Source organism: Anaeromassilibacillus sp. Marseille-P3371 (assembly GCF_900169665.1).
In the GTDB taxonomy this organism is placed as follows: domain Bacteria; phylum Bacillota; class Clostridia; order Oscillospirales; family Acutalibacteraceae; genus Anaeromassilibacillus.
Genome location: NZ_LT835157.1, coordinates 3461130 through 3482130 on the forward strand (window position 1 = coordinate 3461130; position 21001 = coordinate 3482130).

General features: G+C 46.8%; 18 protein-coding genes. All 18 read left to right on the forward strand.

Features of this window, described 5'->3' with window-relative positions; all coding sequences use genetic code 11:
• Window positions 1-7: 7 nt before the first annotated feature.
• Window positions 8-373, forward strand: a complete 366-nt coding sequence (locus tag B9Y59_RS14560) for a BlaI/MecI/CopY family transcriptional regulator (RefSeq protein ID WP_085534352.1) — start codon at window positions 8-10, stop codon at window positions 371-373.
• Window positions 374-375: 2 nt separating this feature from the next.
• Window positions 376-1005 carry a M56 family metallopeptidase gene (locus B9Y59_RS14565; protein ID WP_085534354.1) on the forward strand — a complete coding sequence of 210 codons (630 nt, stop codon included), beginning with the start codon at window positions 376-378 and terminating at the stop codon, window positions 1003-1005.
• Between the two features lie 103 nt (window positions 1006-1108).
• Complete coding sequence (locus B9Y59_RS14570) at window positions 1109-3970, forward strand: discoidin domain-containing protein (RefSeq protein ID WP_143255329.1); 2862 nt, start codon at window positions 1109-1111, stop codon at window positions 3968-3970.
• Between the two features lie 494 nt (window positions 3971-4464).
• A complete protein-coding gene (locus tag B9Y59_RS14575; protein ID WP_054324869.1) occupies window positions 4465-4830 on the forward strand; it encodes a BlaI/MecI/CopY family transcriptional regulator in 366 nt (121 codons plus the stop codon).
• A 2-nt stretch (window positions 4831-4832) separates the two neighbouring features.
• Window positions 4833-6650, forward strand: a complete 1818-nt coding sequence (locus B9Y59_RS14580) for a M56 family metallopeptidase (RefSeq protein ID WP_085534360.1) — start codon at window positions 4833-4835, stop codon at window positions 6648-6650.
• A gap of 528 nt (window positions 6651-7178) precedes the next feature.
• Window positions 7179-7688: a hypothetical protein gene (locus B9Y59_RS14585; RefSeq protein ID WP_143255328.1), complete on the forward strand. Its 510-nt coding sequence runs from the start codon at window positions 7179-7181 to the stop codon at window positions 7686-7688.
• 336 nt (window positions 7689-8024) lie between these two features.
• Complete coding sequence (locus B9Y59_RS14590) at window positions 8025-8390, forward strand: BlaI/MecI/CopY family transcriptional regulator (RefSeq protein ID WP_085534352.1); 366 nt, start codon at window positions 8025-8027, stop codon at window positions 8388-8390.
• A gap of 2 nt (window positions 8391-8392) precedes the next feature.
• Window positions 8393-10210: a M56 family metallopeptidase gene (locus B9Y59_RS14595; protein ID WP_085534362.1), complete on the forward strand. Its 1818-nt coding sequence runs from the start codon at window positions 8393-8395 to the stop codon at window positions 10208-10210.
• A 528-nt stretch (window positions 10211-10738) separates the two neighbouring features.
• Complete coding sequence (locus tag B9Y59_RS14600; RefSeq protein WP_143255328.1) at window positions 10739-11248, forward strand: hypothetical protein; 510 nt, start codon at window positions 10739-10741, stop codon at window positions 11246-11248.
• Between the two features lie 336 nt (window positions 11249-11584).
• Window positions 11585-11950, forward strand: coding sequence for a BlaI/MecI/CopY family transcriptional regulator (locus tag B9Y59_RS14605; RefSeq protein WP_085534352.1), 366 nt, complete (start codon window positions 11585-11587; stop codon window positions 11948-11950).
• Window positions 11951-11952: 2 nt separating this feature from the next.
• Window positions 11953-12648: a M56 family metallopeptidase gene (locus B9Y59_RS14610; protein WP_085534365.1), complete on the forward strand. Its 696-nt coding sequence runs from the start codon at window positions 11953-11955 to the stop codon at window positions 12646-12648.
• Window positions 12614-14218 carry an FIVAR domain-containing protein gene (locus B9Y59_RS14615; RefSeq protein WP_158089054.1) on the forward strand — a complete coding sequence of 535 codons (1605 nt, stop codon included), beginning with the start codon at window positions 12614-12616 and terminating at the stop codon, window positions 14216-14218. Before B9Y59_RS14610 ends, B9Y59_RS14615 begins: the two co-directional genes overlap by 35 nt.
• 494 nt (window positions 14219-14712) lie before the next feature.
• On the forward strand, window positions 14713-15078 hold the full coding sequence (locus B9Y59_RS14620) for a BlaI/MecI/CopY family transcriptional regulator (RefSeq protein WP_085534346.1): 366 nt from the start codon (window positions 14713-14715) through the stop codon (window positions 15076-15078).
• Between the two features lie 2 nt (window positions 15079-15080).
• The gene (locus B9Y59_RS14625) at window positions 15081-16904 is read left to right on the forward strand and encodes a M56 family metallopeptidase (RefSeq protein ID WP_085534369.1); all 1824 of its coding nucleotides are present in this window, start codon (window positions 15081-15083) and stop codon (window positions 16902-16904) included.
• A 72-nt stretch (window positions 16905-16976) separates the two neighbouring features.
• A complete protein-coding gene (locus B9Y59_RS14630) occupies window positions 16977-17678 on the forward strand; it encodes a hypothetical protein (RefSeq protein WP_085534371.1) in 702 nt (233 codons plus the stop codon).
• 165 nt (window positions 17679-17843) lie between these two features.
• The gene (locus tag B9Y59_RS14635) at window positions 17844-18329 is read left to right on the forward strand and encodes a zinc ribbon domain-containing protein (RefSeq protein WP_143255330.1); all 486 of its coding nucleotides are present in this window, start codon (window positions 17844-17846) and stop codon (window positions 18327-18329) included.
• 81 nt (window positions 18330-18410) lie between these two features.
• Complete coding sequence (locus B9Y59_RS14640; protein ID WP_054324862.1) at window positions 18411-19127, forward strand: ABC transporter ATP-binding protein; 717 nt, start codon at window positions 18411-18413, stop codon at window positions 19125-19127.
• Window positions 19124-20755, forward strand: a complete 1632-nt coding sequence (locus B9Y59_RS14645; RefSeq protein WP_054324861.1) for a putative ABC exporter domain-containing protein — start codon at window positions 19124-19126, stop codon at window positions 20753-20755. Before B9Y59_RS14640 ends, B9Y59_RS14645 begins: the two co-directional genes overlap by 4 nt.
• Window positions 20756-21001 lie beyond the last annotated feature (246 nt).

Below are 21001 nucleotides of genomic sequence, written 5' to 3' on the forward strand. Positions count from 1 at the left end.
AGTTAATATGTTGAAAAGGCTTTCCGAATCAGAATTGGACATCATGTTGATCATTTGGAGAGCCCCGGAGGCTCTGGATACCGGCAAAATTGCGCGCCGCCTGCAAAAGGGATGGAAGATACAAGCCGTACAGGTGATTTTGGGCAGGTTGGTCAACAAGGGATATGTATCTTGTGAAAAGATAGGACGTTTGAATTATTATACCCCACTTGTTCCACAAGCGGCGTATCGGGCGGCAGAGACGGAAACCTTTGTGGAAAAACTGTACCGCAATTCCCCGAAGTCCCTGATCGCCGCATTGGTCCAATCTCAACCTCTCAGTAAGGAGGACCTGGAAGAAATTCGGGCACTGTTGGATCGAGAGGAGAAGTAGGAATGTTGGAAAACCTGTTTGTCCAAACCCTCAGTGTATCCGTACAGACGGCTTTGCTGTTATTACCGCTCTTTTTCGCCGATAGATGGCTTACAAGGGAATTTCCCTCCCAGGCAAGATGCTTTTTATGGTTGGTGTTTAGTGTCCGGTTATTGATTCCGATGACCTTTGCATTTCCTCTTTCAGCGGGAAATGCAACTATGCAGGGTTCGGCCGGAACCATTTCTTCCGCCGGTTCTCAGGTTGTCTACCAACAGAAGGACGTTCTTTCGCAGGCCTTTCCCGCCAGTCCCATTCCTGCATTTGACGCCCCCATGGAACTGTTCTATGAACACCTTCCTCTCCTGGAAGGGCTCGCACTGGTTTGGGTCATGGGGAGTATTTGCTTTTTGTTGGCTCATATAGGGTTTTATCTTTTTCATATCCGATTCCTAAAGAAAAGCGCAGAATCCGGCTTGGGTCCGGAACAATCGATTCTTTTGGAACAGGTGCGGAAGGACATGCATATCCGGCGGGACATCCCCGTAAGAATCAGCAGCCATGCGGAGGGGCCTATGATCCTGGGGCTATTTCGTCCCGTGCTGATTTTGCCACAGATGAAACTGACGCAACAACAGTTGNACTTCCAATGAAGCGATTGCCACCTATGGGAACGGTATCCTCCATCCCAAAGCAGTGGGAAGTACCGATCTGACGGCCTCCGTTTTAGGAAGTGACATTACGGCGGAGGCGACTGTGGATGTCTATCATAATGTAGCCAAGAACAAAACTGCAACCAGCAGCGCTTATTATAATGGCTATGCGCCGGACAAGGCTTTTGACGGCAACATGAACGATGCTGCACGTTGGCAGAGCAGCGGGAGTGGAATCTCTTGGATTCAGGTGGATTTGGGAGAAATCGCAGAAATCGAATGGATGGATTTTACCTGGGACAGCATAGGAGGCGACTATGCGGTAACATTTTCTGAAGATGGGGATACTTGGAGCAAACCGATCACAATGAAAGAAGCAGATGGTAAACAGGTTGCTGTGGAAACGCCGGGAATCAAGGCACGCTATGTAAAACTGACCGGACTGGCGGAGAATGCCGTCTACGGTTTAGTGGAATGGCGGCTCCTGAACAGTAGCCACGCGGGTTCTGACGAGGACGTAGTGGATACCAACATTGCTTTGAACCAAGAAATCCTATGCAGCAATGAGAATATTGAAGGCGGGTATGCGGCCAAAAACGCAGTGGATGGAGATCTCAATACACGGTGGGATGTCGATAAATCCCACCGTGACGACAACCAGTGGATCGCGGTCAATCTAGGAGAGCCTTCTACGGTTACTGCGGTCAATCTGAACTTTGAAGCAGCCTATGCAAAAGAGTATACGATCCAGATTTCCGATGATGGAAAGAAGTGGACCGATCTGCTGACCAATAAAGCAGGAGCGGTTGGCTGGAATTACCATAACCTGGAAAGCCCCGTTCAGGCCCAGTACGTCAAGATGCAGTGTATTAAGCGCGGGACTAATTACGGCGTAAGCCTGTTCGAATTCGAAGTCATAGGGAGAAATCAGGCATCGATGGAGCCAGTAGAGCTTACTTCTATTACCATGCTTCAGGATTCCGTCAAACTATTGCCTGGGCATACCCAAACGCTCAATGTTCTCACAGAACCAGTAGCCAATGCGGCGAGCCTCCAATGGAGCAGTTCCGACGAGGCGATTGCCACAGTTAACGCTAATGGACTTGTGACGGCACACAAAGAAGGAACCGTAAGAATCACTGCATGTGCAACGCTCAATCCAAAAGTACAAGCGGTTTGCACCGTGACAGTTGTGCCTTACAGCGGCCTCCCCGTTTCGGTAGCTTCCGTGGAAATTCAAAACGCTCCGGAAGAGCCTATGACGGTTGGTACATCACAGGCGTTGCAAGTGGTTGTCCTCCCGGAAAACGCATCCAATCGGAATGTACAATGGATCAGCAGCGACAGTTCCGTAGCAAAGGTGAACAGCCGCGGCATTGTAACCGCGGTTGCTGAAGGAACTGCAACCATTACGGCAAAAAGCGTTGTTTCGGATTGCGAGGATCAAGTGGAGATAGCGGTTGTACCGAAAGAAGCTCCATCGGCACATGTTCTGGTGGTTCAATATGGAAATCAGGCGACCATGGAATTCAATGGAAATGTAGAACAAGAGATTCTCGATCAGGACGGCCTGTATGCGGCGTCCGTTTTGGGCGGCACAGAACTGACGCTTACCTTTATTCCAAAGGGCGAGGAATGCACGTTCCGTACAGTAACCCTAAATGGCAAACCTGTAGAAGGCGTTACACCGGACGGGTTGACATTCGCTTATACTATGAAAAATAGTAGCGCCAATCTGACCTTTGTATTTGAAACCGTCAATAAGTCTGTCTTAAAGACCATCCTAGAGGTCGCCGAAGGATTGGTGAATAGCGAGGAGTGGGAAGCGGCCGTCCCGTCCGTGCAGAAAGCTTTTGATAAGGCATTGGCAGAGGCGCGGTCTGTGTACTATGACAAGGACGCGTCCCAAGAACAGGTGAATCAAACTTGGAGCAACCTATTAGACGCAATTCACCATTTGTCCTTTGCTAAGGGGGATAAGAGCAGGCTGGAACAGTTGGTTTCTATTGCCGAGGAGTTGGAACCAACAGACTTCATAGAAGAAAGCTACAACGTAATGGCGCAAGCGCTGGAGGATGCTAAAAAGATCCTACAGGACGAGGATGCGCTGGAAAAAGAGGTACAAGATACCTACGATACGCTGTATGAAGCAATGGTTTCTTTGGAGCGTGTAGCGGAAAAAACCACTTTAAACAGTGCGATTGCTAAAGCAGTTGAGATCGAAACGAATCTGAACCTTTATATGACCGATGGAAAAGAGGCCTTTAAACGGGCTCTGGCCGCCGCAAAACGGGTTGCCGTGGATTCAAATGTTTCACAGGAGAAAGTGGATCGTGCAACGGAGGCATTAACAGAAGCGATGGCTGCTCTCCGTAAGCTAGCAGATAAGACCCAACTGGAAGAGTTGCTTCACAGAGCGAATACAATCAATCTGAGAGGCTATACTTCCTCCAGCGTGTCCCAGTTCAAAGCGGCATGCAATGTGTTGGAAGCATTGGTCAGCCAAAAAGAAGTTGCAGAAGAAGAAGCACAAGCTGCTATAAAAGCCTATTTAGTCGCAGAGGGCAATCTTAAACCGGCAAATTCTCCTTCGCCTTCCAAGAAAGGAAGCTCTTCAAAAAATGCTGCAGCAAATACGTATGCAGATGCCGGAAGGGTCCAGGTAGCGCCTGAGAACTCCATAGGATCTGCTGTACGCTCTGTTTTGTGCGATACAACCATTCCGTTTACAGTCAAACATGGTAGCGCATATTGTTTTAAGATTACCGTATTAAACGGAAGTCCTGAAACACCAAGCTTCACGGTGGGGAATGGCAACGTGCTCAAGACACAATTTGTGGCTAAAAGAGGGAACGACTATTATTACCGAGTTTGGGCAATCGGTATGCCAGGCGAAAGCGCTGGCGTTTATACACAGATGCCCAACGAAACGCCCCAAAGACAATGCGTAGTTACCATCGTATAAAATAGTTTATTGGACAAAACCGCCGGTTTCCCGGCGGTTTTGTCCTTTTTTATAAGAATTCCTTCCTGTCAAAGTCCACCATGCGGCTTTGAATCCCTACGTTAGCGCAGTTGTTAAAGACGTTCAAAAAGCCCGGCGCATACAAATCTAGAGCTTATGCCATCCGGCGTTCCCCAAGATATTCTGGCTTAATAGGGTTTTGTACAGGCCAGAAAGAATCGGTATATTTCCCCGGGCGAGAGGCTTCCAGGTAGGGTTGGTAAACCATCTACCAGGATACCAGATCGCACTGGTACACGTGTTCGCAATCTTGCGGTTTTTCCCAATGGTTCGCGTTCTTTCTAAGTATAGGGGATAACCGTCTAAAAGAAAACGGATGAAAGAAACTCCGCCAAAGTTTCCCCTGTTCGATTGCATCTTGACATTAAAGAAAAATAGGCATATACTTTATACATACAAAAGTATGTTAAACAGACAAAGAGAGGTGAAAATCCATGTTCAAGAAATTGTCCGAAGCCGAATTGGATGTCATGTTAGTAATCTGGAACGCGCAGGAATCTTTGGATACCGGCGAGATCGTCCGTAAACTGAAACAGGGCAAGAAGTTGCAGGCTGTGCAGGTCCTTTTGGGGCGGTTGGTCAACAAGGGATATGTATCTTGTGAAAAGATAGGACGTTTGAATTATTATACCCCACTTGTTCCACAAGCGGCGTATCGGGCGGCAGAGACGGAAACCTTTGTGGAAAAACTGTACCGCAATTCCCCGAAGTCCCTGATCGCCGCATTGGTCCAATCTCAACCTCTCAGTAAGGAGGACCTGGAAGAAATTCGGGCACTGTTGGATCGAGAGGAGGAGTAGGAATGTTGGAAAACCTGTTTGTCCAAACCCTCAGTATATCCGTACAGGCGACTTTGCTGTTATTACCGCTCTTTTTCGCCGATAGATGGCTTACAAGGGCATTTCCCTCCCAGGCAAGATGCTTTTTATGGCTGGTGTTTAGTGTCCGGTTATTGATTCCGATGACCTTTGCATTCCCTCTTTCAGCGGGAAATGCAACTATGCAGGGTTCGGCCGGAACCATTTCTTCCTCCGGTTCTCAGGTTGTCTACCAGCAGCCGGACGTTCTTTCGCAGGCCTTTCCCGCTAGTCCCGTTCCTACATTTGACGCCCCCATGGAACCGTTCTATGAACACCTTCCTCTCCTGGAAGGTCTCGCACTGGTTTGGGTCATGGGGAGTATTTGCTTTTTGTTGACTCATATAGGGTTTTATCTTTTTCATATCCGATTCCTAAAGAAAAGCGCAGAATCCGGCTTGGGTCCGGAACAATCGATTCTTTTGGAACAGGTGCGGAAGGACATGCATATCCGGCGGGACATCCCCGTAAGAATCAGCAGCCATGCGGAGGGGCCTATGATCCTGGGGCTATTTCGTCCCGTGCTGATTTTGCCACAGATGAAACTGACGCAACAACAGTTGACATTTATTTTCCGCCACGAACTCGCCCACTATAGGCGGCACGATCTTCTGATGAAATGGCTGTTCCTTTTCGCGCAGAGTGTCCACTGGTTTAACCCCTTGGTACATATTCTGGCGAAGAAGGCAAATTTGGATTTGGAAAATGCCTGCGACGATACCGTCCTAAAGGGGAAAAGCCGCCTCTACCGGAAGGAATACGGGACGGTCCTACTGGAAGTCTTGACGGAACAGTCCCACAGGGTTCCCCTCTCTACCGGTTTTTCGGGAAAGAAAAAGGAAATGGTCCGGCGGTTCCAAAATATTGTACATCCATCGCCAAAGCGAAATGGACATGTCCTGATCGGTTGTATCGCAGTAGCTTTGGTATTGCTTACCAGTTCCCTGAACCCGGCGTCTGCGCAGGCGTTGAATCCTTCGGTTCTTTCCCAGTTAAAGGCAACCCATACAACCCCGGAAGAACAGGCCGCAACCAAGGCGCTTCTGGCGCAGTGCCTGGAAGGGTCAATGTTCGAAAACTACCAGCCCTTCCGCGATTTGCCGTTGACCGATGAAAATTACCAGAGGTACGAACAGGCGGAAGAATCATACTGCGATCTACTCCGAAAATATCCAGAAAACTCTCAGGTATATGAATATACATCGAACCCTTATTTTCTTCTAGTCGATATACAATCCCTTATGTCAAACGGCATTTTTTGTTGCCAAACAGATCAAGATCGAGCAGAGGGATGCTTTCGAATGATTTGGATGGACTTTTCCGATCCGACTTCACTGCAAGTAACCGATTTGGGAATTGCTTATCCAAATAAAGGCCGTTATTTAAACGAGAATATTCAATTTATACAACAACAATCCCAGCAAGCGTACAATATTGCCACCCGGTTCGGAATCGATCTGTCGGAGTATCAGAAGGCATATACGGGGATGTATCCGGCCGTAATCGAGAATGACGCTATCAATTTAGGTTGGTCCATTCAGGAACAATTAAAAAGACTAGGTCCATATAAATTTGAACAATTTGATAGGGCCCATATGATGGCCTATATTCATAACGATTCTACACAGGGTGTTATTTTAAATGCGGATCGGAGCGGTATCTATGCCCATTATTTTGAAGTCCCTACGATTGATGAAAGAAATCAAAGAAAAACATTAGAAAGCCAATTCCCTATCATCCGTTCAGAATGTCAGTCTTCATAACCATCTCATTTCAAATACCACTACAATAAAGCATAGTAGCGATAGGGATACCCTGCAATTTGATGGTGGCTGTCATTTCATATATCCCCATTACAAATAAACAAAACCAAACGATTATTATGTATGAGAAAGGATGTATAAAATGAAAAAAAGATTTTGTCCGTAGTCTGTATCCTATTATTCATGTACTGTCTGCCTTCTGCGGCCTTTGCCTATTCTGTAAGTGGAAATGCAAGTGTGACGGGAAACATCAGCTTATAAGTGTAGAACTCCATCATGAGAAACAAGTAATTGTGGAATTAAAAATACCCAAAACGAATCATATAAATCGAATAATATTAAATAGACATATTGACTGCTTAGGCAAATCATTATAATATCTATATAGAACCATTTTTAAAGACCAAATTGGATGATTTTAAAGGGGTGATTGTGTTGAAAAAGTTTCTGAGTCTCTGTTTATGTCTTTGCTGCCTCCTGTTTTTCGCAATGCCTGCTTTTGCCGCGACTACAAAGGAAACTGGAAATTTGCAAGCCTATCAGTCGGTATTGGACAAGTTAAACGAAGAATATGGAACGACGTTCCATTTTCCAACCGAAGAGGAGTTGCATGAAGTAGGCCTTACCAATACGGTCGACCCGAGAACCGCGACTGTCTCCGCAACAGAGTTTGAGAAATACATGCGTCCGATCGCCGAGCGGATTTCCCAGGCAAATTTGGAAGCGGAAAGAGAGTGGGAAGAGATCTCCGCCCGCGCTGTAACAGGCGCGGAAGAAGCATCAAAGAAGGCGGCCTCTGTTCAGATACCAAAACAGTTGGAACAAACGATTGAAGGCACTGTTATAAGTTTCAGCTCCTACGCGGAGGACCGTGCGGGGTATCGGCGTTGGGATTCTTTTATAAAGTCCTATCCTCCCATGGATTGCGATTATGGTAGACATCTGTATTTGCCTACAAAGGCAAGTAAAGCAAATTATCCAAATAATTCCTGCATACATTTGCCTATATTTATAGGAAAATGCGGCGAACCAACATGATGAAGTGCGTTTTACAACGGACGATCCGGATAACGATTCCTACAAATACTTAGATGCTTATCGAACATGTGCAGTAAAGTATACAGAAATACTTGATTTGAATACACTTGTAGGTTGGATTCCTTCGGATCATACACAAACCGCTGAGTGGTATGCCAGCATGTGGCATTTTCAGCAGCAGACAAATTGCTTCGTATCCTTTAAGAGGGCAAAGAGGGGAGATCACCTCGCTGCCCTCTTTTCGATTTGTTTATAAAACCTTGACACTAAGAAAAATATCCTATATACTTTTAACATACAACTGTATGTTAAACAAACAAAGAGAGGTGAGTTAATATGTTGAAAAGGCTTTCCGAATCAGAATTGGACATCATGTTGATCATTTGGAGAGCCCCGGAGGCTCTGGATACCGGCAAAATTGCGCGCCGCCTGCAAAAGGGATGGAAGATACAAGCCGTACAGGTGATTTTGGGCAGGTTGGTCAACAAGGGATATGTATCTTGTGAAAAGATAGGACGTTTGAATTATTATACCCCACTTGTTCCACAAGCGGCGTATCGGGCGGCAGAGACGGAAACCTTTGTGGAAAAACTGTACCGCAATTCCCCGAAGTCCCTGATCGCCGCATTGGTCCAATCTCAACCTCTCAGTAAGGAGGACCTGGAAGAAATTCGGGCACTGTTGGATCGAGAGGAGAAGTAGGAATGTTGGAAAACCTGTTTGTCCAAACCCTCAGTGTATCCGTACAGACGGCTTTGCTGTTATTACCGCTCTTTTTCGCCGATAGATGGCTTACAAGGGAATTTCCCTCCCAGGCAAGATGCTTTTTATGGTTGGTGTTTAGTGTCCGGTTATTGATTCCGATGACCTTTGCATTTCCTCTTTCAGCGGGAAATGCAACTATGCAGGGTTCGGCCGGAACCATTTCTTCCGCCGGTTCTCAGGTTGTCTACCAACAGAAGGACGTTCTTTCGCAGGCCTTTCCCGCCAGTCCCATTCCTGCATTTGACGCCCCCATGGAACTGTTCTATGAACACCTTCCTCTCCTGGAAGGGCTCGCACTGGTTTGGGTCATGGGGAGTATTTGCTTTTTGTTGGCTCATATAGGGTTTTATCTTTTTCATATCCGATTCCTAAAGAAAAGCGCAGAATCCGGCTTGGGTCCGGAACAATCGATTCTTTTGGAACAGGTGCGGAAGGACATGCATATCCGGCGGGACATCCCCGTAAGAATCAGCAGCCATGCGGAGGGGCCTATGATCCTGGGGCTATTTCGTCCCGTGCTGATTTTGCCACAGATGAAACTGACGCAACAACAGTTGACATTTATTTTCCGCCACGAACTCGCCCACTATAGGCGGCACGATCTTCTGATGAAATGGCTGTTCCTTTTCGCGCAGAGTGTCCACTGGTTTAACCCCTTGGTACATATTCTGGCGAAGAAGGCAAATTTGGATTTGGAAAATGCCTGCGACGATACCGTCCTAAAGGGGAAAAGCCGCCTCTACCGGAAGGAATACGGGACGGTCCTACTGGAAGTCTTGACGGAACAGTCCCACAGGGTTCCCCTCTCTACCGGTTTTTCGGGAAAGAAAAAGGAAATGGTCCGGCGGTTCCAAAATATTGTACATCCATCGCCAAAGCGAAATGGACATGTCCTGATCGGTTGTATCGCAGTAGCTTTGGTATTGCTTACCAGTTCCCTGAACCCGGCGTCTGCGCAGGCGTTGAATCCTTCGGTTCTTTCCCAGTTAAAGGCAACCCATACAACCCCGGAAGAACAGGCCGCAACCAAGGCGCTTCTGGCGCAGTGCCTGGAAGGGTCAATGTTCGAAAACTACCAGCCCTTCCGCGATTTGCCGTTGACCGATGAAAATTACCAGAGGTACGAACAGGCGGAAGAATCATACTGCGATCTACTCCGAAAATATCCAGAAAACTCTCAGGTATATGAATATACATCGAACCCTTATTTTCTTCTAGTCGATATACAATCCCTTATGTCAAACGGCATTTTTTGTTGCCAAACAGATCAAGATCGAGCAGAGGGATGCTTTCGAATGATTTGGATGGACTTTTCCGATCCGACTTCACTGCAAGTAACCGATTTGGGAATTGCTTATCCAAATAAAGGCCGTTATTTAAACGAGAATATTCAATTTATACAACAACAATCCCAGCAAGCGTACAATATTGCCACCCGGTTCGGAATCGATCTGTCGGAGTATCAGAAGGCATATACGGGGATGTATCCGGCCGTAATCGAGAATGACGCTATCAATTTAGGTTGGTCCATTCAGGAACAATTAAAAAGACTAGGTCCATATAAATTTGAACAATTTGATAGGGCCCATATGATGGCCTATATTCATAACGATTCTACACAGGGTGTTATTTTAAATGCGGATCGGAGCGGTATCTATGCCCATTATTTTGAAGTCCCTACGATTGATGAAAGAAATCAAAGAAAAACATTAGAAAGCCAATTCCCTATCATCCGTTCAGAATGTCAGTCTTCATAACCATCTCATTTCAAATACCACTACAATAAAGCATAGTAGCGATAGGGATACCCTGCAATTTGATGGTGGCTGTCATTTCATATATCCCCATTACAAATAAACAAAACCAAACGATTATTATGTATGAGAAAGGATGTATAAAATGAAAAAAAGATTTTGTCCGTAGTCTGTATCCTATTATTCATGTACTGTCTGCCTTCTGCGGCCTTTGCCTATTCTGTAAGTGGAAATGCAAGTGTGACGGGAAACATCAGCTTATAAGTGTAGAACTCCATCATGAGAAACAAGTAATTGTGGAATTAAAAATACCCAAAACGAATCATATAAATCGAATAATATTAAATAGACATATTGACTGCTTAGGCAAATCATTATAATATCTATATAGAACCATTTTTAAAGACCAAATTGGATGATTTTAAAGGGGTGATTGTGTTGAAAAAGTTTCTGAGTCTCTGTTTATGTCTTTGCTGCCTCCTGTTTTTCGCAATGCCTGCTTTTGCCGCGACTACAAAGGAAACTGGAAATTTGCAAGCCTATCAGTCGGTATTGGACAAGTTAAACGAAGAATATGGAACGACGTTCCATTTTCCAACCGAAGAGGAGTTGCATGAAGTAGGCCTTACCAATACGGTCGACCCGAGAACCGCGACTGTCTCCGCAACAGAGTTTGAGAAATACATGCGTCCGATCGCCGAGCGGATTTCCCAGGCAAATTTGGAAGCGGAAAGAGAGTGGGAAGAGATCTCCGCCCGCGCTGTAACAGGCGCGGAAGAAGCATCAAAGAAGGCGGCCTCTGTTCAGATACCAAAACAGTTGGAACAAACGATTGAAGGCACTGTTATAAGTTTCAGCTCCTACGCGGAGGACCGTGCGGGGTATCGGCGTTGGGATTCTTTTATAAAGTCCTATCCTCCCATGGATTGCGATTATGGTAGACATCTGTATTTGCCTACAAAGGCAAGTAAAGCAAATTATCCAAATAATTCCTGCATACATTTGCCTATATTTATAGGAAAATGCGGCGAACCAACATGATGAAGTGCGTTTTACAACGGACGATCCGGATAACGATTCCTACAAATACTTAGATGCTTATCGAACATGTGCAGTAAAGTATACAGAAATACTTGATTTGAATACACTTGTAGGTTGGATTCCTTCGGATCATACACAAACCGCTGAGTGGTATGCCAGCATGTGGCATTTTCAGCAGCAGACAAATTGCTTCGTATCCTTTAAGAGGGCAAAGAGGGGAGATCACCTCGCTGCCCTCTTTTCGATTTGTTTATAAAACCTTGACACTAAGAAAAATATCCTATATACTTTTAACATACAACTGTATGTTAAACAAACAAAGAGAGGTGAGTTAATATGTTGAAAAGGCTTTCCGAATCAGAATTGGACATCATGTTGATCATTTGGAGAGCCCCGGAGGCTCTGGATACCGGCAAAATTGCGCGCCGCCTGCAAAAGGGATGGAAGATACAAGCCGTACAGGTGATTTTGGGCAGGTTGGTCAACAAGGGATATGTATCTTGTGAAAAGATAGGACGTTTGAATTATTATACCCCACTTGTTCCACAAGCGGCGTATCGGGCGGCAGAGACGGAAACCTTTGTGGAAAAACTGTACCGCAATTCCCCGAAGTCCCTGATCGCCGCATTGGTCCAATCTCAACCTCTCAGTAAGGAGGACCTGGAAGAAATTCGGGCACTGTTGGATCGAGAGGAGAAGTAGGAATGTTGGAAAACCTGTTTGTCCAAACCCTCAGTATATCCGTACAGGCGACTTTGCTGTTATTACCGCTCTTTTTCGCCGATAGATGGCTTACAAGGGCATTTCCCTCCCAGGCAAGATGCTTTTTATGGCTGGTGTTTAGTGTCCGGTTATTGATTCCGATGACCTTTGCATTCCCTCTTTCAGCGGGAAATGCAACTATGCAGGGTTCGGCCGGAACCATTTCTTCCTCCGGTTCTCAGGTTGTCTACCAGCAGCCGGACGTTCTTTCGCAGGCCTTTCCCGCTAGTCCCGTTCCTACATTTGACGCCCCCATGGAACCGTTCTATGAACACCTTCCTCTCCTGGAAGGTCTCGCACTGGTTTGGGTCATGGGGAGTATTTGCTTTTTGTTGACTCATATAGGGTTTTATCTTTTTCATATCCGATTCCTAAAGAAAAGCGCAGAATCCGGCTTGGGTCCGGAACAATCGATTCTTTTGGAACAGGTGCGGAAGGACATGCATATCCGGCGGGACATCCCCGTAAGAATCAGCAGCCATGCGGAGGGGCCTATGATCCTGGGGCTATTTCGTCCCGTGCTGATTTTGCCACAGATGAAACTGACGCAACAACAGTTGNCGGAATGTACAATGGATCAGCAGCGACAGTTCCGTAGCAAAGGTGAACAGCCGCGGCATTGTAACCGCGGTTGCTGAAGGAACTGCAACCATTACGGCAAAAAGCGTTGTTTCGGATTGCGAGGATCAAGTGGAGATAGCGGTTGTACCGAAAGAAGCTCCATCGGCACATGTTCTGGTGGTTCAATATGGAAATCAGGCGACCATGGAATTCAATGGAAATGTAGAACAAGAGATTCTCGATCAGGACGGCCTGTATGCGGCGTCCGTTTTGGGCGGCACAGAACTGACGCTTACCTTTATTCCAAAGGGCGAGGAATGCACGTTCCGTACAGTAACCCTAAATGGCAAACCTGTAGAAGGCGTTACACCGGACGGGTTGACATTCGCTTATACTATGAAAAATAGTAGCGCCAATCTGACCTTTGTATTTGAAACCGTCAATAAGTCTGTCTTAAAGACCATCCTAGAGGTCGCCGAAGGATTGGTGAATAGCGAGGAGTGGGAAGCGGCCGTCCCGTCCGTGCAGAAAGCTTTTGATAAGGCATTGGCAGAGGCGCGGTCTGTGTACTATGACAAGGACGCGTCCCAAGAACAGGTGAATCAAACTTGGAGCAACCTATTAGACGCAATTCACCATTTGTCCTTTGCTAAGGGGGATAAGAGCAGGCTGGAACAGTTGGTTTCTATTGCCGAGGAGTTGGAACCAACAGACTTCATAGAAGAAAGCTACAACGTAATGGCGCAAGCGCTGGAGGATGCTAAAAAGATCCTACAGGACGAGGATGCGCTGGAAAAAGAGGTACAAGATACCTACGATACGCTGTATGAAGCAATGGTTTCTTTGGAGCGTGTAGCGGAAAAAACCACTTTAAACAGTGCGATTGCTAAAGCAGTTGAGATCGAAACGAATCTGAACCTTTATATGACCGATGGAAAAGAGGCCTTTAAACGGGCTCTGGCCGCCGCAAAACGGGTTGCCGTGGATTCAAATGTTTCACAGGAGAAAGTGGATCGTGCAACGGAGGCATTAACAGAAGCGATGGCTGCTCTCCGTAAGCTAGCAGATAAGACCCAACTGGAAGAGTTGCTTCACAGAGCGAATACAATCAATCTGAGAGGCTATACTTCCTCCAGCGTGTCCCAGTTCAAAGCGGCATGCAATGTGTTGGAAGCATTGGTCAGCCAAAAAGAAGTTGCAGAAGAAGAAGCACAAGCTGCTATAAAAGCCTATTTAGTCGCAGAGGGCAATCTTAAACCGGCAAATTCTCCTTCGCCTTCCAAGAAAGGAAGCTCTTCAAAAAATGCTGCAGCAAATACGTATGCAGATGCCGGAAGGGTCCAGGTAGCGCCTGAGAACTCCATAGGATCTGCTGTACGCTCTGTTTTGTGCGATACAACCATTCCGTTTACAGTCAAACATGGTAGCGCATATTGTTTTAAGATTACCGTATTAAACGGAAGTCCTGAAACACCAAGCTTCACGGTGGGGAATGGCAACGTGCTCAAGACACAATTTGTGGCTAAAAGAGGGAACGACTATTATTACCGAGTTTGGGCAATCGGTATGCCAGGCGAAAGCGCTGGCGTTTATACACAGATGCCCAACGAAACGCCCCAAAGACAATGCGTAGTTACCATCGTATAAAATAGTTTATTGGACAAAACCGCCGGTTTCCCGGCGGTTTTGTCCTTTTTTATAAGAATTCCTTCCTGTCAAAGTCCACCATGCGGCTTTGAATCCCTACGTTAGCGCAGTTGTTAAAGACGTTCAAAAAGCCCGGCGCATACAAATCTAGAGCTTATGCCATCCGGCGTTCCCCAAGATATTCTGGCTTAATAGGGTTTTGTACAGGCCAGAAAGAATCGGTATATTTCCCCGGGCGAGAGGCTTCCAGGTAGGGTTGGTAAACCATCTACCAGGATACCAGATCGCACTGGTACACGTGTTCGCAATCTTGCGGTTTTTCCCAATGGTTCGCGTTCTTTCTAAGTATAGGGGATAACCGTCTAAAAGAAAACGGATGAAAGAAACTCCGCCAAAGTTTCCCCTGTTCGATTGCATCTTGACATTAAAGAAAAATAGGCATATACTTTATACATACAAAAGTATGTTAAACAGACAAAGAGAGGTGAAAATCCATGTTCAAGAAATTGTCCGAAGCCGAATTGGATGTCATGTTAGTAATCTGGAACGCGCAGGAATCTTTGGATACCGGCGAGATCGTCCGTAAACTGAAACAGGGCAAGAAGTTGCAGGCTGTGCAGGTCCTTTTGGGGCGGTTGGTCAACAAGGGATATGTATCTTGTGAAAAGATAGGACGTTTGAATTATTATACCCCACTTGTTCCACAAGCGGCGTATCGGGCGGCAGAGACGGAAACCTTTGTGGAAAAACTGTACCGCAATTCCCCGAAGTCCCTGATCGCCGCATTGGTCCAATCTCAACCTCTCAGTAAGGAGGACCTGGAAGAAATTCGGGCACTGTTGGATCGAGAGGAGAAGTAGGAATGTTGGAAAACCTGTTTGTCCAAACCCTCAGTGTATCCGTACAGACGGCTTTGCTGTTATTACCGCTCTTTTTCGCCGATAGATGGCTTACAAGGGAATTTCCCTCCCAGGCAAGATGCTTTTTATGGTTGGTGTTTAGTGTCCGGTTATTGATTCCGATGACCTTTGCATTTCCTCTTTCAGCGGGAAATGCAACTATGCAGGGTTCGGCCGGAACCATTTCTTCCGCCGGTTCTCAGGTTGTCTACCAACAGAAGGACGTTCTTTCGCAGGCCTTTCCCGCCAGTCCCATTCCTGCATTTGACGCCCCCATGGAACTGTTCTATGAACACCTTCCTCTCCTGGAAGGGCTCGCACTGGTTTGGGTCATGGGGAGTATTTGCTTTTTGTTGGCTCATATAGGGTTTTATCTTTTTCATATCCGATTCCTAAAGAAAAGCGCAGAATCCGGCTTGGGTCCGGAACAATCGATTCTTTTGGAACAGGTGCGGAAGGACATGCATATCCGGCGGGACATCCCCGTAAGAATCAGCAGCCATGCGGAGGGGCCTATGATCCTGGGGCTATTTCGTCCCGTGCTGATTTTGCCACAGATGAAACTGACGCAACAACAGTTGGCATTTATTTTCCGGCATGAACTCGCCCATTACAAACGGCGCGACCTCTGGATCAAGTGGATGTTTCTGCTGGTGCAGAGCGTCCACTGGTTTAACCCCTTGGTACATATTTTGGCGAAGAAGGCAAATTTGGATTTGGAAAATGCCTGCGACGATACCGTCCTAAAGGGGAAAAACCGCCTCTACCGGAAGGAATACGGGACGGTCCTACTGGAAGTCCTGACGGAACAGTCCCACAGGGTTCCCCTTTCTACCGGTTTTTCGGGGAAGAAAAAGGAAATGGTCCGGCGGTTCCAAAATATTGTCCATCCATCGCCAAAGCGAAATGGACATGTCCTGATCGGTTGTATCGCAGTGGCTTTGGTATTGCTTACCAGTTCTCTGAACCCGGCGTCTGCGCAGGCGTTGAATCCTTCGGTTCTTTCCCAGTTAAAGGTAACCCATACAACCCTGGAAGAACAGGCCGCAACCAAGGCGCTTCTGGCGCAGTGCCTGGAAGGGTCAATGTTCGAAACCTACCAGCCCTTCCGCGATTTGCCGTTGACCGATGAAAATTACCAGAGGTGCGAACAGGCGGAAGAATCGTACCGAAGCCTCTTAGACAAAGTCTCCCCTACAATGCAAACGCGCGAATATACAAACAATCCGTTCTTTCTCGCGGTCGACAGTAAAAAGAAAGGGGAAATTACATCCGGGCTCTTTTGCTGTCAAGCCGATAACCAGGTAGATCAAGGGCAGATAACGCTTATCGAATTAGAATTCTCTGATCCGTTTCATCCAGAAGTTTTTGAGATCGGTACAGCCTTTGCTTGTCAGGGAGAACAACTGAATCAAAGATATTTTCAGCGGCAATCCGAAAAGCGGCATATACAAACAATTGCAGAGCAATTTCAGATTGATTTGTCGCAATATGAAGAAGCTTTTTCTACGGTCTATCCTTCCGTCATTCAAAACCAAGCGTATCTTTTAGGGAGTTCTATAAAAAAACAGTTGGCACAAATGGGCCGTTATTCCTTTGAGAAGTTTTCTCTTAACCATACTTGGGCTTATATAAAAAAAGACCATACGGAAGGAGTTCTGTTCAACCAAGATGGAAATGGGATATATGCACACTTTTTTAGAATGGAGGCGTATACGGACAGAAGCAAAATAAGTGGAGAGGAAAATTGGTATCCAATTATCGAAAACAGATGTATTCCCCAGTAGTTCCGGATACCACTGCCATTATAAATGACCGTACAGAAAGGACGAAAAAATGAAAAAAGGGTTATTTCATTCATGTTTGCGATGGTTTTCGTATGTATCTTTTCAACAGCAGGTTTCACGTATAATGTAGATGCATGGGCAGGGATTGCCGGAGGAAAAAATGCGATCACCGGCAGCGCTCATGCCAGTACAAATTGTTCAAAATCAGATTTAGAAGGGAGTTCTTACGAAGGATATATTGAGGAAGATGGCAGAGAATTCTACCAAATGGCAGGAGGCGATCAAGTAAGCTACGATACAGATTGGGATGTCAAAAATCCAAGCGGCCTGTATTATGAGATACATATATGGGGTAGTTTTTCCTATAAACATGGGATTGCCAGCGATCCATTTGACGAGATAGGAACAAAAAGTTTTATTTCTGCAAAGGACGGCGAACCACCAGGCGCCAAGCTGGAAATTGGTTTTAAAGACGCGCTTGCTAAAGCTTTTCAAATCCCCGTGAACGAATATACCCATATCAGTTGTTATAGCGAGGACTATACGACATTCCAATTAAAAAATGTATCGGAACAAATTGGTAGAGCTGTTGGAGACACCAAGCCCGTGTACTTGATGCGTAAGGATGGCCGGACACTGTTGGTACTAAAACAGGATGGTCAAGGCGTCAACTATCAATTCACGTTCTCCGTCCAGGACGGAACGTATAAACCGGAAAATGTGGAACAGAAACAGGGTGAGCGCATCGACGGTAAGGATTTTTTGACGGCATAACTGCCTGTGCTAAATTTGTACAGTGGTATTCAGATACCCCCGGCGGGCAAACGCTGGGGGTATCTTCGCTATACAGAAAAATATCCCTCTTTACAAAATTGTAGTTTTTCTTGACAAAGCCATCCGCAGTATATATTATTGTACTAACATATTAGTACAAAGGGAGTGGGGATCATAGGGAGTAGTTATGTAGCAGAAGCGGCGGCAATCAACGCTCTGATGGGATTCATTGTTGTGATCATACTCGTCAGTCTTTTAGGGATTGCGGCACAGGTCCTTCTGGGGCTGGCGACGTATAACGACGCAAAAGCCCGCGGCAACAGTGACCCGGCAATGTGGGGCCTGCTGGTGGGCATCCTCGGATGGATTCCCGGGATCGTCTATCTGTGTGTGCGCAATCATCGGGCAAATCGCCTGATGGCCTGCCCACAGTGTGGATTCGCCCACCGGGTGGCGGAGCCCTTCTGTCCGCAGTGCCATGTACAAAATCCGTACAGCGCACCGTTTCAAAACCCTCTTGCCGCACAGCAATCACATCGCGCAAAGCTTTTGCTGATTTGGGGAATTGTGGCCTATGTTGCGGTGATTCTTCTGGCGATTATCTCCGTGTTTTGGCTGACTGCATCATTGATTGGCGTAGCGATGTATTGACGGCTTCTGAGGAAAAAGAGAAGAAAGCGCGGGGAACAATTTCCCGAAAAGGAAAGGCCCTTTGAAGTGGGAGGATAGAATATGTTACAGGTAACCAACCTGACAAAAATTTACAATCACCTGGTGGCAAACGATCATCTGAACTTCACGGTGAATCCCGGGGAGATTGCCGTGTTGTTGGGCCCCAATGGGGCGGGAAAATCCACTGCAATCAAATGTATTGCAGGCCTTCTGCGTTTCCAGGGAAATATATCGATCTGCGGCCATCCAAATAAAAGTGTGGAGGCCAAGCGCAATTTCGGCTATATTCCCGAGTTGCCAGCGCTGTTCGAGGCGCTGACTGTGCGGGAACACCTAGAATTTGTCGCGCGGGCATACAAAGTAGATGGTTGGGAAAAGAAGGCCGATGCGCTGTTGCAACGCATGGAGTTGGACGACAAACAAAAGAAACTGGGCGGAGAACTGAGCAAGGGAATGCAGCAAAAGGTGAGTATCTGCTGTGCCCTTCTGTCTGAGCCAAAAGTCATTATGCTGGACGAACCGTTGGTGGGTCTGGACCCCCATGCGATCAAGGAGCTCAAGCAGATGCTTCTGGAGCTTCGGCAGCGCGGCTGTTCCATTCTGGTGAGTACCCATATGTTGGACAGCGTAGAAGAGCTTTGGGACAAAGCGCTCATCATGGTGAAAGGCCGGATTGCCGCTGTGCGCACCCGCTCGGAAATTGAGGCAAACGGCGAGGACTTGGAGCAGCTTTTCTTCGCAATCACCGAAGGCACTCCGGATGGAGGGACGGCATGAGCGCAATTTTTTATATGCTCCGCAAGGAGTGGAAAAACCGATTCCTGGCGCTATTCCGCCATCCTGGAAAACTGGTGGTATATATCCTGCTGGTGCTTTTGCTGGTCAATTCGGTCGTATCGGTCGCTTTGACCCCGCAGGCTGATCTGAGCGGGTTCGTAGACCTGCGCATTTTACACGGCATCTATTTTGGTATTTTGCTGTTAATTACAGTCCCCATTCTGTTAAGCGCGTTGCAAAAGGGTACGACCTTTTTTGGGATGAGCGATGTAAACCTATTGTTTGTGTCCCCCATCTCTCCCAAGAAGATCTTAGCATATGGCCTGATGAAACAAATGGGCCGGACGCTGTTGATGGTGTTCTTCTTCCTCTTTTATGGCGCGATGATGGCAGAAACATTCGGTATTGTTTGGACAGACACCCTCGCGTTGGTACTAGGGGCGGCTGTAGCGCTTTTTTCGGTACAGGTCCTGTCGCTGTTGCTCTATAACTTTACAAATGGCAGCCCTTTACGGGTCCGGACTGCCAAAGTGGTTCTCTATGTATATATCGCCGCAATTGCAGGGATTATTCTGTTGGAATTTACCGAAGGTGGTTCCAACACCGAGGCGCTATTGGCGGCGATCTCCTCCCCAAAGTTGGAATATCTTCCTCTGCTCGGTTGGATTAAGGGCGCATGCTTCGCGTTCATTGCCGGGAACGCTGCGCAAGCTGGGCTATTTTCTATCCTGACGATATTGGCCGTCGCGGTTTGTGTATTGGTATTTGTCCGTGGAAATGTGGACTACTACGAAGATGTGTTACAGTCCACTGAGACAGCGCAGGAACAGCGCGACGCCTTAAAAAAAGCAGCGGACGGCGGGATGCTAACCACCAACAATGGAAAAAAGCGGCGGTATAAGGTGCGCAAAACAGGCCTTGGACATGGTTGGGGCGCAAATACTTTTTTCTACAAACACATGTGTGAGGCGCGGCGCAAGAGCCGTATTCCCTTTGTGGATTCTTCTACCGTTCTTCTTGTAGTCGTCAACTTGGGATTGGCCTTTTTTCTTTCGCATATTTGGAACGAAGATGGAGCCCCCATGCCCCCTGGATTGATGATGGTGATCGGTGCAGTTTTTAGCTGTTATATTTTGTTCTTTTTGAATGCGACTGGTGCATGGATGCAGGAATTGTTAAAACCGTATATCTACCTTTCCCCAGCGAGCAGTTTCGCCAAGCTGGTGTGGTCGGCGATGTCCACCATATTAAAACCAGTGATTGATGGTGTGATTGTTTTTACGGTATTAGGCATCTATATGCATGCCAATCCACTGACGGCCATTCTGTGCATGTTGATCTATGCTAGCATGGGAGTCTTGTACATTGCGGGGAGTATTCTTTCGGATCGTATTCTCGGTACTATCGCCAATAAGGGCCTCATTATGATGCTATATATGGTAGTCCTGTTATTGATGGTTCTGCCAGGCGTGGGGATCTCTTTTGTCCTATTGCTCACAATGGGGGATTTCCTTCCTGCCATAGTGATCGGCCTTCCGGTGGTCATTTGGAATTTGGCTATTTCGACCGGCGTATTTGCTCTATGCCGGAATACATTGGATAATGTTGAGTTGACGAATTCCTTATAATTCTCAGGCACGGGCACACAGTGCCTTTCGCGCCTACCGCGTTCCCTACGAAAGCAGACTGCAAAGAGTTTGCTCTCCGCTCCACAGGGGAAGTCCTACAGGAGCAAGCAGAAGCCTTCACAGTGGCCGGCATCACTAACTTGCCATAGCGTAAAATAGATGAATCAAACATAGAAGGACCTAATCCTGGGAATCCCCAGGATTAGGTCCTTTGTTTATCAGGAAGAAACCTTCCCTCTTATTTCG

Excerpts from the sequence above, each read along its gene's own strand:
- B9Y59_RS14560 (WP_085534352.1), top strand. The coding sequence starts at position 8 with ATGTTGAAAAGGCTTTCCGAATCAGAATTGGACATCATGTTGATCATT.
- B9Y59_RS14575 (WP_054324869.1), top strand. The coding sequence starts at position 4,465 with ATGTTCAAGAAATTGTCCGAAGCCGAATTGGATGTCATGTTAGTAATC.
- B9Y59_RS14580 (WP_085534360.1), top strand. The coding sequence starts at position 4,833 with ATGTTGGAAAACCTGTTTGTCCAAACCCTCAGTATATCCGTACAGGCG.
- B9Y59_RS14590 (WP_085534352.1), top strand. The coding sequence starts at position 8,025 with ATGTTGAAAAGGCTTTCCGAATCAGAATTGGACATCATGTTGATCATT.
- B9Y59_RS14595 (WP_085534362.1), top strand. The coding sequence starts at position 8,393 with ATGTTGGAAAACCTGTTTGTCCAAACCCTCAGTGTATCCGTACAGACG.
- B9Y59_RS14605 (WP_085534352.1), top strand. The coding sequence starts at position 11,585 with ATGTTGAAAAGGCTTTCCGAATCAGAATTGGACATCATGTTGATCATT.
- B9Y59_RS14620 (WP_085534346.1), top strand. The coding sequence starts at position 14,713 with ATGTTCAAGAAATTGTCCGAAGCCGAATTGGATGTCATGTTAGTAATC.
- B9Y59_RS14625 (WP_085534369.1), top strand. The coding sequence starts at position 15,081 with ATGTTGGAAAACCTGTTTGTCCAAACCCTCAGTGTATCCGTACAGACG.
- B9Y59_RS14630 (WP_085534371.1), top strand. The coding sequence starts at position 16,977 with ATGTTTGCGATGGTTTTCGTATGTATCTTTTCAACAGCAGGTTTCACG.
- B9Y59_RS14640 (WP_054324862.1), top strand. The coding sequence starts at position 18,411 with ATGTTACAGGTAACCAACCTGACAAAAATTTACAATCACCTGGTGGCA.
- B9Y59_RS14645 (WP_054324861.1), top strand. The coding sequence starts at position 19,124 with ATGAGCGCAATTTTTTATATGCTCCGCAAGGAGTGGAAAAACCGATTC.